Source organism: Leptospira wolbachii serovar Codice str. CDC, from assembly GCF_000332515.2.
GTDB classification, from domain to species: Bacteria; Spirochaetota; Leptospiria; order Leptospirales; family Leptospiraceae; genus Leptospira_A; species Leptospira_A wolbachii.
In genome coordinates, this window is record NZ_AOGZ02000014.1 from 1,276,056 (window position 1) to 1,293,287 (window position 17,232).

The 17,232-nt window shown below is 37.9% G+C and carries 12 protein-coding genes and 2 pseudogenes; 4 read left to right on the forward strand and 10 right to left on the reverse strand.

Going from position 1 to position 17,232, the window contains the following annotated elements; translation table 11 throughout:
- Positions 1-19: 19 nt before the first annotated feature.
- Positions 20-970, reverse strand: coding sequence for an N-acyl homoserine lactonase family protein (locus LEP1GSC195_RS11370; protein ID WP_015680802.1), 951 nt, complete (start codon positions 968-970; stop codon positions 20-22).
- Between the two features lie 91 nt (positions 971-1,061).
- Here LEP1GSC195_RS11370 and LEP1GSC195_RS11375 point away from each other — a divergent pair, with 91 nt between their 5' ends.
- A complete protein-coding gene (locus LEP1GSC195_RS11375; RefSeq protein WP_232227770.1) occupies positions 1,062-1,559 on the forward strand; it encodes a MarR family winged helix-turn-helix transcriptional regulator in 498 nt (165 codons plus the stop codon).
- Positions 1,560-1,565: 6 nt separating this feature from the next.
- Here the strand turns inward: LEP1GSC195_RS11375 and LEP1GSC195_RS20175 are convergent, their stop codons facing one another.
- The 9 genes and pseudogenes from LEP1GSC195_RS20175 to LEP1GSC195_RS11420 form a co-directional block, all read right to left on the reverse strand.
- The gene (locus tag LEP1GSC195_RS20175; RefSeq protein WP_015681707.1) at positions 1,566-3,734 is read right to left on the reverse strand and encodes an ABC transporter substrate-binding protein; all 2,169 of its coding nucleotides are present in this window, start codon (positions 3,732-3,734) and stop codon (positions 1,566-1,568) included.
- Positions 3,735-3,863: 129 nt separating this feature from the next.
- Positions 3,864-4,406, reverse strand: coding sequence for a PadR family transcriptional regulator (locus LEP1GSC195_RS11385; RefSeq protein ID WP_015680864.1), 543 nt, complete (start codon positions 4,404-4,406; stop codon positions 3,864-3,866).
- Complete coding sequence (locus LEP1GSC195_RS11390; protein WP_015681499.1) at positions 4,390-5,295, reverse strand: alpha/beta fold hydrolase; 906 nt, start codon at positions 5,293-5,295, stop codon at positions 4,390-4,392. Before LEP1GSC195_RS11390 ends, LEP1GSC195_RS11385 begins: the two co-directional genes overlap by 17 nt.
- A gap of 1 nt (position 5,296) precedes the next feature.
- Positions 5,297-5,893: an NAD(P)H-dependent oxidoreductase gene (locus LEP1GSC195_RS11395; protein ID WP_015681840.1), complete on the reverse strand. Its 597-nt coding sequence runs from the start codon at positions 5,891-5,893 to the stop codon at positions 5,297-5,299.
- Positions 5,894-6,020: 127 nt separating this feature from the next.
- Entirely contained in the window at positions 6,021-7,070 is a 1,050-nt protein-coding gene (locus tag LEP1GSC195_RS11400) for a DUF1554 domain-containing protein (protein WP_015682529.1), read from the reverse strand.
- Between the two features lie 222 nt (positions 7,071-7,292).
- Entirely contained in the window at positions 7,293-8,174 is an 882-nt protein-coding gene (locus tag LEP1GSC195_RS11405) for a DUF1554 domain-containing protein (protein WP_015681818.1), read from the reverse strand.
- A gap of 148 nt (positions 8,175-8,322) precedes the next feature.
- On the reverse strand, positions 8,323-8,871 hold the full coding sequence (locus LEP1GSC195_RS11410; protein WP_015682501.1) for an NADPH-dependent FMN reductase: 549 nt from the start codon (positions 8,869-8,871) through the stop codon (positions 8,323-8,325).
- Positions 8,872-8,913: 42 nt separating this feature from the next.
- A pseudogene (locus tag LEP1GSC195_RS11415) lies at positions 8,914-9,165 on the reverse strand (LA_1737 family protein); the annotation flags it as partial.
- A gap of 33 nt (positions 9,166-9,198) precedes the next feature.
- Positions 9,199-11,703: a methyl-accepting chemotaxis protein gene (locus tag LEP1GSC195_RS11420; RefSeq protein ID WP_015681128.1), complete on the reverse strand. Its 2,505-nt coding sequence runs from the start codon at positions 11,701-11,703 to the stop codon at positions 9,199-9,201.
- 977 nt (positions 11,704-12,680) lie between these two features.
- On the opposite strand from LEP1GSC195_RS11420, the gene LEP1GSC195_RS11430 reads away from it, so the two are divergent.
- From LEP1GSC195_RS11430 to LEP1GSC195_RS11440, 3 genes and pseudogenes are all read left to right on the forward strand, one after another.
- Complete coding sequence (locus LEP1GSC195_RS11430; protein ID WP_015681930.1) at positions 12,681-14,294, forward strand: FAD-binding dehydrogenase; 1,614 nt, start codon at positions 12,681-12,683, stop codon at positions 14,292-14,294.
- 34 nt (positions 14,295-14,328) lie between these two features.
- A pseudogene (locus LEP1GSC195_RS11435) lies at positions 14,329-16,093 on the forward strand (thiamine pyrophosphate-binding protein).
- Positions 16,094-16,108: 15 nt separating this feature from the next.
- Positions 16,109-17,053 carry a tRNA dihydrouridine synthase gene (locus LEP1GSC195_RS11440; RefSeq protein WP_015681446.1) on the forward strand — a complete coding sequence of 315 codons (945 nt, stop codon included), beginning with the start codon at positions 16,109-16,111 and terminating at the stop codon, positions 17,051-17,053.
- Positions 17,054-17,232 lie beyond the last annotated feature (179 nt).

Sequence of the window (17,232 nt, forward strand, 5' to 3'; positions counted from 1 at the left end):
TGGCGTTCCAATCGGAAGTTTATTTTTTATCCACGCTGACCCATGGATGAATATGGATATCCTTTTGGGCCTTTCTGCGTAATGGATTCAAGTCATGACCAGGAACAATGAGCACTGCGGGGTTTGAAGACTGAAATGCTAATAATTGACCGAGTGATCTTCTTGCAGCTTCTCCATCAGAAGAAATAAAAGGAAGGCCAATGGAAGCAGAACGAATGTTATATTCTGTCCATGCCATATCGCCAGTAAGAAGTACAGGTCCAGATTCTAAATTGACTAAAACAGAAATATGCCCAGGTGTATGACCAGGTGTTGAAAGTATGATTATGGATCCATCTCCCACTAAATCATAATATCCTTCAAAAGAGCCAAATTTGTCTGTCTGAGAGAAATCAATTTGATACCAGTTTAGAACACCATCATATTCATTTTTCACATAATTATAGTTTGGTGATTCATTTCCATGTTTCACTTCTCTACGATCTACCACAATTCTCGCCTTAGGAAATTCTTCGACTGCACCTACATGTTCTGGATGAAAATGAGAGACTAAAATATCTCGTAGAGAGTCTGGATTTTTGCCTAACTTTATCAATTGGCTGCGAAAGTCCTGACCCGGGTCTTGCTCCATAGGCATCAGACCCATTCTATGGATCCAACCCAGATGTTCTGTAGGATCAGTTGCAATTGCTGAATGGTGGCCCGCTTCAAATGCGATGAGTCCATACCTAGGATGTGAGATCAAATAGGCAGGTTGGTCCATACTGATTTTCCCCTCACCTCCCGTATACACGGCCCAACCGTCAATCACCATACGACCCGTTTGAAAGACTTCCAGTCTCATACCTGAGATTGGTTTTTGTAATTGGATTGGAGATACTTCCTTCGAATAGGCAACTGCGGCCCGCCCAAAACATCCAAAAAGGGAAAATAAACCGACCAAAACTAAGATCGGAAATAATGGTTTCATATATCTCTCCATAAAGACTCTTAATGTGAAGATATATTCGTTTTTATTTTGACGTCAAGATAATTTCTCCCAAGCTAAGCAAATGGATCCAATGGATGAGATTTTAAGGCAATGGGAAAAGGAAAATCCCTCGCTCTCGCTTCGCGGGATGGAAGTTTTCGGCCGTTTGGGCCAAGCTGCCCTTTTGGCAAGTAGTGTTGTAGAAACTAATTTAGCAAGGTTTGGATTAAAACTAGGGGAATTCGATGTTTTAGCTTCACTCCGCAGGTCGGGTCCACCCTTTCGCTTAAATCCAACTCAGTTGTGGCAAGGAATGTTACTTTCATCGGGTGCAATGACAAATCGGCTGGATCGCTTAGAAGTAGCAGGTTACATTGAAAGATTAGCAGATCCAAATGACCGGCGGGCCACACTTGTTTCGCTGACAGAAAAAGGTTTAAAACTAGTTGAGGAAGCAGTTCTTTCGCACACCCAAAACGAAAATGCCTCCATACAAGATCTCACTGCTGAAGAAATAAATACATTGAATTCCCTATTAACAAAATTGAAACTGTCTATTGAAAAAAGCCAAAGAAGTAACGAAGATTAGGTTTACCTAAACTTCGTTACTAGCAGAAGAATCAAAAGTTGGTAACCAAACAGAGAAACAAGCTCCCTTGGGAACATCTTCTAACTCAATCTTTCCACCCATTTGCAAAATAATCTTTTTACAAATATCAAGTCCTAAACCCATACCTTCGCCATCAGGTTTTGTTGTAAAAAATGGATCAAAAATTTTTTCTTTAATCGAATCTGGAATACCAATGCCTGAATCTATGATTGAAACTTTGATCCATGGATCCAAGGCTTGAATTTTAATTTCGAGTGTCCCACTATAAGCCATTGCCTGAAGTGCGTTGTTTAATAAGTTAATCCAAACTTGATTAAGTTTATCCCTGCTTCCTTTACACTTTTTATCCGTTAAATAATTTTTAATTATATTAACTTTGTTTAGGTTATAATGGTAAAGTGAGAGGATAGTTTCTATTTCAAATACGAGATCGACCATAGTATCCCCGTTCAAAACATCCTTATCCGAAACAAGATAACTCTTTAAAGCTTTAATTACATGGGTCGCTTTCTCTGATGCAACAGAGATAATTTGATTGGATCGATACGCAGCGGATATACTGGCAACAGTTTCTAAAATTCGAAGTGAATTTTCACTTTCCAGGATCTGATTCAGTCCTTCACCTAATCGGAACGCGCCCGTTTCCATCACCAACTGTATATGTTTTCCATATAAATCCATCTTTTCAAAAGATGAATACTTCAAAGCAAGTTCCTTCTTGATGGACCTTTCCATTTTTCCCTCAAGAAAAGTTTGATTCCTTAAGCTCTCCTCCAAAACTTTATTGAATCGCGAAGAATCCTCTTTATTGAATCCAACAATTGTATCCATAATATTGTTTATTTTATTTTTTAGAAAATCAGAAAGCGATTGGTTGGACGATACAATTGCACCCAATGGAGTATTTAGTTCATGAGCCATGCCGGCAGCCAATTGACCAAGAACTGCCAATTTTTCAGAGGCCAAAAGCCTATCTTGGGCCTCCGTAAGTTCTTTTAATGTATTCAATAAACTTTGATTTAGAACTTGTAAATATTCGTTTGAATGTTTGAGTTCTTCAGTTCTGACCTCAACTTGTTTCTTTAGATTCTCGGAATATTGTTTATTCAATCGCCTCCATTGAACCAACCAAACAACCGCAAAAGAAAAAACAAGAATTCCAAATGAATAATAAATAAAATCATAGTTAGCTGGTGGATTTGGATCGTATACAAACCCTTTTAAATTAATGTTTCTGGGAAGCATCCCTAATTCAGAATACACTTCGTTGATATGTTTCCAGCGACCCGGATTCATGTATCCCATCTCAACAAGGACCGGTTGAATTAAAGGAGTCATCTGTTCTGCTTCAAAGAGTAATCTTTCTTTTGTATTTCGCTTTGAATATTTCTCGTAAATCAAATCTACTATTTCTGCTTGATGGCCCATTGCATATTGCCAACCACGAAGACTTGCTTCTCTAAACGCCTTTACTCTTTCTGGATGTTTTTGAACCTCGTCTTCACTGGTGAAAAAGTTATCACCATAAAAATCTATGCCGGCAACTCTCGGAGAATAAGCAACATACTGGAACTTTGCTTTTTTGAAATCATAAGTTTGTGTGGTCGCATAACCAGAATAGGCGTCTACCGCACCTTGGATCAGGTCATTCGGATTGAATCGGTGTTCTAACAACTGTAAATCGTGTAGGTTAATTCCTTCTTTCTTTAGATAAGCAACAATTTCATCCATGTGCGGAGTTAACATGACCTTCTTCCCTACTAGATCATGAATACTTTGTATATTTGATGTTTTTTTGAAAAAAAGAACAGAAGGTGAATGTTGAAAAATAACAGCAAGAACAACCACTGGTTTCCCTGCGTATCGTTCCTTAATTAATTCATTACTGCCAACACCGTATTGGCCTGTGGATCGGATTACCTTATCATGAATTCCTTTGATTCCAATTGTGCTTTCAATAATCTCAACATCAAGGCCAAGATCTTTATAATATCCTTTTTCGAGGGCAGCATAATAACCGGCGAACTGAAATTGGTGAAACCATTTGAGATGAAGAGTAACTTTTTCGATCCCGAAAATAGGGGAATGGAATAAAAACAGGAGGCAACCGAAGAAGATGCTACAAGATCTTTTAAAGGCACAACTCCTACCCATAGTTTTTTTATATCGATTGTTTTTCCCAAATCAATGAATTAAATCAAAATAGAATTATTTTATTCGAAAGAATACTATACGTTAATCTTAGTATGGATCATACTCTATCATCCCAAATGAAACAGAGACTCAGGCTTTGATTTTTGTCTTAACTTTTTCAATCCAATCCAGATTCAGTTTCGTTTGTTTTTCCGCATATTCGAGTGTCAAAGACCAATATTCTAAATCTGGGTGTTTATCCCAATCAGTATCCAGTTCTTTCTGAAAAAGTTTTAATGATTTTAAATCGTCTTTTTGTTTGCGAATCTCTTCTTCCAACTGTTGAGTTAATAGTTTCGGATTCATATGTCTTCCAAAGAATACCTTAAACAACAATTCGTTTCTCTTGTTTGATTGGATTGGTGATTCATCCATCCAACGCCGAAACGCTTCTAATCCGGGGCGAGTGATCTTATAAACTTTTTTCTTTTTCCCACTAACATCCGTTTTTTCCCATTCGCGAATCAAACCTTCTTCCTCTAACTTGGATAAAGTTGGATATATCTGACCAAAACTTTCACTCCAGAAAAAACTAATGGTAGATTCTATGTATTTTCGGATTTCATATCCATTCATTTCACATTGGGAAAGAATTCCCAATAATGCATACTGTGTTTTACTTTCTCGTTTCATTGGAATGTTCTAGATCTTTGTTAAATTGGTAGTATGTGGCGCAAACTTCTTCTGGCGACTCAATTTGTGGCCAGTGCCCAATAAGTTCTGACAAAAAATACACTGGCTTTGTGGGGTAACTTTCTGAAAAACGATTTGCCATTTGTCTCCCTGAATTTGGATCCGCTGGTCCACAAATATAACAGAATGGGATTTTGGTATCTGACATAGCCTCAATCCAACGTTTTTGATAATGGATCTTATCAAATACCAATCGGCCAATCAAATAAGCAATGGACCTGCCATCCTTAAAATTCAAAACTTCCCAAAAAATTCCAAGCCAATTAGAATCTGGTTGTGTGTTTGGTCCAAACACTCTGGACAAAGAAGATTCTACAGACTTACGACTCAAAATTTTACTTAAAAATTTTCCTATAACATTGGGAGTCTGCGATAACAACCGCTGGATTAGTCTGGGTTTATAAACATCAGTAAACAAACCTCCATTCATAAAAGCAACGGAACGAATGATAAATACATTTTTCTTTGGTGATGCGAACATTTCCTGAACTACACTCACAGCTAAGTCATGGGCTAAAATATCAGCCTCCAGTATATTTAGATGTTTTGCTACTGCGTTCACTATTTCTGCATATTCTTCAAATGAATATTTATGATGTTTAGGTTTATCGGAAAAACCCATTCCCAAAAAATCTAAAAGAATGATCTTCCTATTTTTAGATAATTTTGAAATGACCAAACTCCAATCGAAACTATTAAAAGGATATCCATGTAAGAGAAATAAATTTTCGCCTTCACCGATTGTACGATAAAAAATGGAATACCCTTGAAAATTCAAATACTGACCTTGGGCTTCAAATTCATTTAACTCTAGATTGGAAAAACTCATATCATTTACCTTGAATCGCCAATGACTCTACAAACTTCGTCCATTTGAAAAAATCTGGTTGTTTTCGAGTTCTCACCTGCCCGAAGATAGTTACTTTCACTGGAGATACTCCACAAAATTCTAATGTACCAAACTTTAACAATTGTACACCTGGAGATTTATTGAACCATTTATAATACCAACTGGGAGCATCCATTGTAACGAAGATACGAGCAGTTTTCCCTAACAGTAGTTTTTCGGGAAGTGGAGAGTTCTTTCGATACTTAAAAGTAACACCCGGTAGAAATACACGATCGATCCAAGCTTTCAAAATTGCGGGCATACTCGCCCACCAACTGGGGAAAACAAAAACTAAATGATCTGCTTCTGCTATTAAGTTTTGGCTCCGAATTATATCTGGTTCAAGAGTCTGAATGGTATCTTTTTTGTGACCCGAATACAAATTATAATCAAATTTTAACTCTGAAAGTTTCAGAAAACTAACGGTATGACCGGACGCTTTTGCCGAATTTACATAACTCTCTGCTAAATGACCACAAAGCGAATTTGGGTTCGGATGACCAAGGACAACAAGAATATTCCTTTCCTTTGTTTTCATAACAACTCCATATCTACCAGATATATTTCCCAGCTATATCTAATAGATATATTTTGTCAACAAAAAAAGAATTATAGGCTAATGGAACATTTCGAATTTTTTGAAATTTGCAGGATTTAACTTTGTCCTATTGCTCTACACAATAAAGAGGTAGATTACTGGAACAAGTAAATCCACCCAAAGCAATCGATGAAGTACCAGTCCCGCCAGAATCACCGGCCTGACCATTTCCAGAATTTAATCCCCAAGACCCGCAATGATTAGTTGTATGACTTGTCCAATCCGCACTAAGGCCCGTCCATATAGTGGAAGAGGAAGGTCGAATACCAACGACAGGAAAGGTAAAAAGAGAGTTTGCGGTCGTTGTGGCAATTACCGTCGGAGTGTCATTTCTTACGTAAGTTGAAAAAGGTTTCAACACCCAATCAATTTGCCCATCGCCAAGATTGGCTGTATTCGATGCCTGCCTGGAATCAGAACCAGCATCTACTAACATAGTTTTACAAATTTTACCCGCTGGACATTTTGCATCAGCTTGACAAATAGCATCCGCACCATATACTCCACCCAAAATTCCTGTATAAGTACCTGTAGTTATGAAAATAATTTTATCATTATCAACAATATCCATAGAAATGGTTTGGTCTTGCAATCGCATTGAAGTATCGTTTGAACTTGGAGAGAGTCCAATCGTAAAATTGCGAGTCCCATTGATGAATGTATCATTCACTGCTGTTACGGTAATATATCTTGAGACTTCCCAATCATTTGGTGTCCAAACAAATGATGTTGGCGAAACCGTAGCATAACTTGGATTACTAACTATGACTTGGACGGAAACTGTATCTTTGGGAGCAGCTCCCAAAAAGGATTCAAAAGTGAGCGCACTTCCTTGTATGGCATTGCCACCAAACTCAGAAATCTTTCCCCTGTAAGAACTTAGATTTAAACCAGGATTGGAAACGATCCGAACCCCTGGAAAACAAGGGTGTTTTTTTTCACCTAGTAAGCCTAATAAAATGGAGGTTTCACTATAGGCGCGAGAATTCGGGTCACACACGCTATTATAAACACTTTTTGCGCAAGAGACAAATGTAAAAAAGGAAACTAAAAACCAAAGTGTAATTTTCTTTGAACGAGAAATATATATTTTTTCAAGTTTAAGAACAAAAAGCATAAATAATTCAAATAATTTTTTTCTGCATTTTTTTACAAGTAACTACAAAAATCATCAAGCTAAAAAGTTAATACTCTACGCAGAATAAATTTACTGGGTTATTACAATTATAATTACCACCAAACAAGGTGCTATTTGTAAATTGTGTACGAAACATATAACCCGTAACCGTATTGGTATTGTCCGTCCAATCACTACAACTATTTGCTCCCAATATCCAACCTAAGTTACTACCAAGCCATGTCCCAGGAGCAGTGGCATCCATAACACTGAAAAAGGGAATTTGTAAAAGTGAAGAGGAATTTGTAAAAGTGAAGAGGAATTTGTATTTGCTATTAAAGTTATGTTGTTGGTGAGATAATAATGAGCATTAGGATGTAGAACCCAATCAACCTGACCGTCACCTAAATTTGCAGATTGAGTGGCTACTCGCGTTGAACCTAAAATCATCGCCTTACATGTCGAACCAGCAGGACATTTTATATCAGAAGAACAAATAGTATCTGCCCCAGAAATGCCACCAAAAGATCCACCCATATATGCGATTGTTGAAACAAATAATCGTTTTTCATTGTCCAAAACTTCAATCGGTATAACTATAGGTGTTAGATCTAAATCTGTATCATCCGATTTTGCTATGAGTTGCAGACTAATCTTTCGATTGCCATTCAACAGATTATCATTTTTCGCAGTGATATTAAAAGTCTGCGGAATCGACCACGATTGGGAATCAAATGTAAGATTAAATTGCGATACCGTAACATAAGTTAAATCCGAAAGCGCCAATTGGATTTCAACCTTCGATATAGGTTTTCTTCTTAGTTGGACTGTAAATGTTTGAGAACTGCCTAGTGTTAAATCTCCACCACCTTCGGAAACTTTTCCTTCTTTTCTATTCACAAAAATAATAGATGAATTGAAATCAACTATTCCAGCAGAACAATTACTACTTTGTACACCTAATAGATTATAAATAATAACAGAATTTTTGTAAGAGTCCGAATTTATATCGCATGCATTGTCTAATGATTTTTCTTTACAGTAGATTACAAAGAATAAAACAAAAAAATATCGAAAAATAAATATAGCCTTAACCCTTGGCATATAAAAACCAAAATCCGATTTTATTTACTGTAGCAAAACAAATAAATTATTTTTAATAATTTCACTATTTAAATGCACTCACACCTAAATACTAGTTAGTTGGTATAAGCCATTTACTTACATTAATAAAGCCATATAGATATATACTCTACTCGATTTTATTTCCTAGGGATTTCAGTAAGGAATTCATCAAATTTCCAATGGATTGTTTTGTAACTTCTTCGGTTATTTCACCATCCACAGAAACTTTTCCTTTCACTCCCGAAATCAAAAGGCTAGTCTCCTCGGAAAGTTTGGCACCTATCGTTCTTAAAACTAAAAGTAATGATTCATGTGCTTTTTCACCAACGGAAGCTGCAGTTATCAGCGCCACTGGTTTGTCCGTAAATACAACAGAAGATACAGCCCACTCTAATGCATTTTTCAATACACCTGGAATGCTAAATACATATTCAGGTGAACATATTAATATACCATCTGCATTATCAACTTCGTTTAAGAAATCTTTCACAACCGCTGGTGTATCTTCATCAGAAGTTCCAGAAGCAAAAAAAGGGAAATCAACAATCTTGTCATAAATTACCATTTCACATTTTTCTGAGAAATTCTGTTTTAAAGTTTGGAGAATTTTTCTGTTATACGATGTGGAGCTAATTCCACCTGATATTGCGAGAATTCTTGGATTTGGATTTTTCATGTTCTATATATAGACATGCCCATATTTTTTATGGTTCCATCAGTTTACATTAAGTACTCGTTTGTATTCATGTTTATCAAATTTACTTTGTATACGATAGTAGAAAGGAATTACAGATTTGGTTTTTGCCTTTGGACAGACATAATAGCGATATAATCCTGCGACTCGGACAGAATCACGCCCTGTCCCATTTTCTATGTCATAGAAAATATTACTTGCTATGAATTTGGCACTGTGCTCACTTTCATAAACATTTATTTCTTTTTCCAATTCTAAATCATTCCAAGTTGTTGATTCATAAAAAAAAGAATCCAATCATCATGATTTCTAATATTTATAGGTTTCAACCACTGTTTGTAAATGTTCCCCAGTAACTTCTATGTCTTTTGCTGTTTCAAGAAGAACCAATGAATTTTCAGCAATGACTTGTGTTCCCGTTGCTATTGTTTCGATGGATTTTGAAATCTCTTCGACGGCTATTTTTTCTTGAGAAGCAGCATTTAAAATATGAAGGGAATTTTCATTGATTTTGTGAACTGATTCTACAATGCGATGGGTATCTGCAGTTTGTTTATCTTGAGCAAAACTTACTAGTTTTGCAGTTTCTTGAATCTTCGATATATTACTGAGTAACTCTCGAAAACTATCTTCCGTATTCATCATAAGCCTAACACTTGCTTTAATTGCATTTTTTGTATCTGTGGTCAGCGATTGAATATTTCGAGTATTTAGTGCAGTTTGTTCAGCTAGTTTTCCTATCTCTTGGGCAACAACGGCAAATCCGCGACCGAGATCACCTGCTCTTGCTGCCTCAATAGCAGCATTAAGCGCGAGTAAGTTGGTGCGATCTGATATTTCATTGATAATATTGACAACTTCATCAATCAACTCTGCTTTTTGATTTACAATGTGAATGGAGTCCGCTGTATTTTTCGTGGTCAACATCCCATCATTTGCCTGTTTATAGAATTCTTCTGTTAGATTAGTCATTCCCAACATGGCGTTTGCAACCTCTGCCATTGCGGTTTTGAAATCCGAAGTAACCTTTTCAATTTCTTTTAAGTGATCGGCTTGAGTCGAGATACTTAAAAAAACATTCTCCACAGAGGCTGCCAACTCTTCTGTTGCCGCAGATGTTTCTTCTGTTGAAGCTGCTTGGTCTTGTGTTGTTATAGAATAATTACGAACTAAATTTGCGGCTTCTTTTGATTTATCGGATAACTCACCTGAGACTTGTCTGAGGATAAATACAATTTCGGTAATATTTAAAATAAAAACTCCCATCCATTTCAATAACCCTCCAACTTCATCATGAATCCCATAATCTAAATTTTCTTTCAGCTCCCCAGATCCACGGACAATTTGACTAATGATATTTGTACTATTTCGTATTACCGACATTATACTTTGTATGATTAAGTATTGTAGCACAATAAAAAAGATAAGAATTGTCACTGTAACAACGGTGATAGTTATGGCGTAATTTTTAGCTGCTTTGGCTCTTTCTAAAAACTTCTCAGAAAGTTGTTTTGAAATGATTTCATTCACATTAAAAATTTGATCGATCAAATTTGTTGTAGCATTGTAATACTCGATGGGTTTTACCGTCGGTATTTTTTCTTTGATGACTCTGTTTTGAATGAGTGCATGTAAAGATGGGAAATCGGCTTCTGCATGTTTATAAGTATCAACGATGATTTTACTCTCGGGATTGAACTTTGTGATAAATGCAATGTTTACTGAAATCGATTCAAAATGCCCAAGAGTTGCCCCCATAATTTCTTGAATCAAAATCCTTTCAGAATCTTCTGCCTTTTCTCCTTTACCTAAATACGCCAAACCTGTAGCACGAAGTTGGCCAAGTTTCTCAGCCAAATAAGGCAATTTAGAGAGAGAAACATCAATCATAAAGTAAGTGTCTTTATCTGGATCTAAAAACAACCCGGAGGATTCCCCAACTTCACTATTCACATTCAACATTTTTTTAATTAGACCCACATGTGCGATATAACTTTCTTTAGGTGTCAAGGTAAGGTTTACTTCTTTAAGGTGTTTCCAATCTTTATAAGTTTCTTTTGACAATTCATATACGTGGAAATGTTTACCCTCCTCTTCATTTAACTCTAAGAATTTTTTATATGAAGATTCCAATTCATTTTCGATTTTTAAGGAACCTTCTTTCGCTGACAAATCCCCACTCAAAACTCGAGCCATAAGTCCTCGGTGTTTTGCCGTAAGTCGCATAAGTTGCGCAAGACTTAAATTGTATTCGGCTCCTTTAAGTCGATTAAAGGCATCTTCATATTCAGCTTTTTTGGTTAGTATTAGATTAATACCCAAAACCATCATCATTATTGCCATGAGTCCAAAAACAAACAAGAGTTTGGTTTTTATCCTAAACTTATAGAGTATTTTTTTTGGATTTAAAGTAAATCCCGACTGTTGTGATTTGGGATTCAGATAAAACTGCTCACCATTTTTGATTTGGGTTTCCGAGGCAGTACGTCCTACATACATCTGACCTACAGTTTTCCCCTCGGCATCATAGTAGGGAGTAATTGTAGTGTTTGCCCAGAAAAAATTGCCTGACTTAGTTTGGTTTTTCAACATTCCATTCCAAGGTTCATTTGAATTTAAGGTTTTAATGATGTTGGAATCAACCGATGCGGGCGTTTCTGGATGTTGTATTTTTTTAAAGGATTGGCCTAACAACTCTTGTCTATCAAACTCGGTCAATTTAACCAAATCATCGTTAACGGAGACAATATTGCCCTTCAAGTCCGTTTTGATGGATAAGGTTGTATTTTGCGGGATTTTAACCTGGATAGTCATAGCAATACTCCGAAGTAATAGGATAGAAACTGAAAATTGCTAATTAGTAAATTTGATGAAGCAATCGATTACTTATTTATTTATTTCCAACGTTGGAAATTCTTTTTTGTGGCAGGCGAAAAAAAAAGCTTATCCCCATTCATCTGCTATCACCAAAAGAAAAAAAGAGCTACCGGAATTTGTTTAATTTTGGTTCTTTCTCGGTCTCGGTTTTTATCAATTGGCCAATCCAAAACAGAACCTCACTCGATAAATTTTATCGAATGGGCTCGTGATTCCAATTACAACTTAAAACCGAAAACGGAGACCCTTAGATTCGACCATGTTCCTGGAGTGTATCGAACTTAACAACCTAACAAGTGATTGTATATCATAGGAAACAATTTCGGCTTCCTTTTAATTTTTTCTAAATGGATGCGTCACATACAAAAATGTTTTTTGAAAGTGAGATTCCCTTGCGGCTTCTATAAAATCTAAAAACTAATTTCTTCGTTTGAGAAAATTATTATCTTAGAATATTTTTTTCATAAATTGATCTACAGTGAGCGGGAAGAAAAAACAATTTACTCGAAATAAAAATGACTCCTCTCTATAAATCATTAACATCGCTGACTACTAATGAGTTCAGAAATGATAAGGCTAGGTAACTTATTCCAACCGGAGAAAAACTTTTTATCTTTTTTTTACTTATCAAACCAGCTAACAATAACTAACGCTAAGTATTGATTTTTTAATTTTCTAGAACTATTCTAGTTATAATTATAATTTTTCCCACCCTATCCCTAGATTATTAAATTCATTCTAATATTTTGGATTCACAACTTAGTAAAAAACGAGTCGCATTTGTTTCATTTAAATTATTATCGTGTACATTCTGACATAAAATACATTGCTACTAACAAAAGTAGGCGATTCATTTTATACAAAGCGAAAGTAAGTTCTATTTGATTCACAATAAGTAATCGGAGGGTTTCATAGTGGCCACAAAGAAATACGATGTCATTATAATCGGTGCGGGAATCGCTGGTTTGGTGGCGGCATTTGAATCTCTAAACCTAGGTAAAACTGTTCTAATCATTGAAAGAAATACCAAAGAACATCTTGGTGGACTCGCCAAATTATCATTTGGTGGTATGGCATTAGTTGGCACTCCATTGCAAAGGCGACTGGGGATCAAAGACAGTCCTGCAATTGCCTTGGATGATTGGTATTCGTTTGCCGATTTTGGCACACAAGATGTTTTACCGAAGCAATGGGCAGAACAGTATGTCAATGAAAGTGCCGAACAAGTTTATCACTGGTTACTTGGTCTCGACTTAAAGTTTTTTCCCGTAGTCAATTGGGTCGAACGGGGGCAATACAAAAGAGGGAACTCGGTACCCCGTTATCATGTACTTTGGGGAACTGGCTACCGTTTGGTGGAGCGCTTCGAAGAATTATTAAAAAATCATCCGAATCAGGCTCGTCTGAGTTATCTTTTTGAACATAAGGTCTCTGATTTGATCCAAGAAAATGGAAAAATAGTAGGTTGCATCGCCGAACAGGAAAATACGGGACAAAAGGATTTATCTTTTTTTGCCGAACAGGTTGTCGTGGCGACAGGAGGAATTACCGGTTGTTTGGACAAAGTACGCGAAAACTGGTATAAACCTTGGGGGCAGGCTCCCAAAGAGATGCTAAACGGCTCACACCCTTTTGCTGATGGTTTGGTTCATGATGCTGTGAGTCGGCACGGCGGAAATGTAACCCATCTGGATAAAATGTGGAATTATGCAGCGGGGATTCCCAACCCTAAACCACAATTTGAAGCACAAGGACTCAGCTTGATCCCCTGTAAATCCGCTTTGTGGTTGGACCATACAGGGCGTAGGATTGGACCGGAACCAATGGTGACCGGTTTTGATACCAATGAACTTTGTCGTCGAATTTCGCAATTAGACAAACCCTACACCTGGCAATTGTTAAACTGGAGGATTGCTGCCAAAGAACTGGCCGTGTCAGGTTCGGAACACAATCCGATGATACGAGATCGAAAACTATTTTCCTTTCTCAAAGAAGTTTTACTGGGCAATCACCGCTTAGTAAGACAGCTACAAAAAGAGAGTGATCATTTTATTGTCGCTAGTGATTTACGTGAACTTGTGAATCAAATGAATCACTTAAATGGTGATCATGCGATTGATTACGAAGTACTTAAAAACGAAGTGACTCAGTTTGATGATGTGATTCGGCGTGGCAAAGGACTTTGGAATGACGACCAGTTAAGGCGAATTCAACATGCAAGGGGATGGCGCTCCGATCGAGTGCGCACCTGCAAACCCAAACCCATTCTCGATCCAAGTGCTGGACCACTCATTGCAATCAAACTGCGACTGATTACACGAAAAAGCCTTGGTGGGATTCAAACAGATTTACAAAGTCGCGTATTAAATACGTTAGGTGCTCCGATCACAGGTTTATATGCGATCGGGGAAGCTGCAGGATTTGGCGGTGGTGGTGCTAGCGGTTTTAAATCACTGGAAGGAACATTTCTCTCAGGTTGTATTTTGACTGCAAGAGCTGCGGCAAAGTCGATTGGTGTCGGTGTCTAAAGAATTTAACAAGAAATCACAAAGGAAAAAAAACATGAAAAAAACAGGTGCCTGGTTAGTAAGATATGCTCTGGAACAAATTGGCGTTCGTTATACCTTTGGAATTCCAGGAGTCCATAATACAGAAATCTATGATGAACTGAATAGTTCTGATTCAATCACTCCTATGTTAGTGACCCATGAAGGTTGTGGTGCCTTTATGGCCGATGCCATCAGTCGCACAAGTGATTCAATCGGGACTTTACTCATTGTGCCCGCAGCAGGAGTGACTCACGCAGCCAGTGGTATCGGGGAGGCTTTTTTAGATGGTGTTCCCATGCTCGTCATTGCCGGTGGAGTCCGAAGTGATTCACAATTTAAGTACCAACTGCATGACATGGACCAACATGCACTGCTCAAACCCATTACTAAAAAAACCTTTAAAGTAAAGTCGCAAGAGGAGGTAGTGGAAACTCTTTACGAAGCGTATCAAATCGCTGTTAGTGGGGAACCAGGTCCAGTATTTGTGGAGATTCCAGTGAATATTCAACTTTACGCTGGTCCGGTGGAAACCCTTCCGACATACAAAGATTATTGTAAGGCACAAACCGTAACCTATCCGCCATTTCCTTTTGCCAGTATAGACGAGGCTGTAGAACTATTGGTACAAGCCAAAGCACCAGGTTTGTTTTTGGGATGGGGGGCGGTAGACGCATCAACATCCACTGTGGAAATTGCCGAACTACTGGGTGCACCAGTCTCAACCACCTTGCAAGGATTAAGTGCCTTTCCAGGCAATCATCCATTGCATTGCGGAATGAGTTTCGGTGCAGCAGCAGTCCCCGCAGCCACAAAGGCTTTTTCTGATTGTGATTGTTTACTCGCAGTCGGAACTCGTTTTGCAGAAATTGCAACAGCTAGCTTTGGGGTTACTGTTCCCAAAAATCTAATTCATATCGATATCAATCCAAATGTGTTAAGTGCAAATTATCCAGCCAAAGTGGGAATTACAGGAGATGCCAAATTAATACTACCAGAATTGGCGAAGAGGCTCAAACTTAAGTTAGAGCAAACCAAACAAAGTCGAGAAGAGCGTACGCAAAAAATCCAATTGGATATCCAAAAAAAATAAAAAAGCTTATACGGAAGAATGGTTCCAACATGACAGTAAGGACAGAGTCAATCCAGCAAGATTTTTCAGTGCTTTGCGTAGTACACTACCTGACGATGGATACGTTGTGGTGGATGATGGAAACCATACATTTCTTACGGCAGAACTCATGCCAATCCATAAACCACGCAATATGATTTCTCCAACTGATTTTAATTGTATGGGTTATGCGGTGCCAGCAACAATCGCCACAAAACTTGCCAATCCCGATAAAGCAGTGGTGGGCATCATTGGTGATGGAGCTTTTCTTATGACTTGTATGGAAATCGTGACTGCCAGTATGAACCATATCGGTGCCATCTTTACTGTGTTCAATGACGGTGAGTTATCTCAAATCGCACAGGCGCAACAAGTTCCTTACAATCGGAAAACTTGCACGGTTCTTGGAGTCACACGTTTTGAAGGGATCGCCCAAGCCACCGGTGCCGAATATCTGCGTATAGAATCCAATGACGAGATTCTACAAAAGTTGGAAACAGCCTGGGATCTGACCAAACAAGGACACCCAGTTATTTTGGATGTCCATATTGATTACAGCAAAAAAACCCGTTTCACCCAAGGGATTGTGGGAACTAATATAAAACGCCTACCGTTTGCTGCAAAAATACGAATGATCAGTCGTGCCCTGGTGAGAAAAGTGACGGGATAGGATGATTATTTTCTTTTGCGTATCTTACTTGCACCCATGGAAGGACTTCTCGATTACCGACTGCGTGATACACTAACACGCATAGGTGGATTTGATGAATGTGTCAGTGAATTCATCCGAGTAAACGACACCCTCCTCCCTTCGCATCGGTTCTACCGCTATGTTCCCGAGTTGTATGAAGGGTGCCGAACCAAGGCAGGGGTTCCTGTAAAGGTTCAACTTTTGGGTTCGGATCCCATTTGTATGGCAGAGAACGCAAGTAAGGTGGCATCCCTTGGAGCTTATGGTATTGATATTAATTTTGGATGTCCTGCTCCTACGGTCAATAGAAACCGAGGAGGAGCTGCCCTCCTAAAAGAACCCGATCTTATGTTTGCCATCGTGAAAGCAATTCGCAGTGCTGTTCCGAAAGAAATTCCTGTGACTGCAAAAATGAGGTTAGGTTTTGATTCCACCGAACTAGCGCTTGTTTGTGCAAAGGCTTTAGAAGACGGAGGAGCCGGAGAAATAGTAGTCCATGCTAGAACCAAAACAGACGGATACAAACCTCCTGCCTATTGGGATTGGATCACTAAAATTCGTTCTACTGTAAAGGTTCCTATTGTTGCCAATGGAGAAATTTGGACTGCTGAAGATGCCCAAAGGTGTCTGGAAATATCTGGTTGCACAGACATTATGATTGGACGAGGTGTCGTCGCAAACCCTGCACTTGCTTTAATGATTCGCACGGACCGAAACCAAAGCCTCACTTGGGAAGAAATGAAAGAAATTTTATTTCAGTATTGGTTGAGTTTAGAAGCAGATATGGAGACCAAAAGTCGTGCAGGCAGAATTAAACAATGGTTACACTACCTATCTCGCCAATACCCAGAAGCCGAAAAGGATTTTGAAACCGTTAAACGATTCACAAACCTAGATGCCTTTACAAAGTATCTGAAATCAAAAGTAACACTCACATAAAACAATCGTAATGTGTCAGACAAGTGACTAACTTTATACAAAAACTCTGCATTCAGAAGAATAATGTTCATTTTACTGGGAATTATTCGGTCTTACAGAAGTTGCAGTAATAACTAAAAAAAATTTCTATCTTAGTTCGAGATGGTAGAATCTATTTTCAATTTTCTTTCTCATTTTCC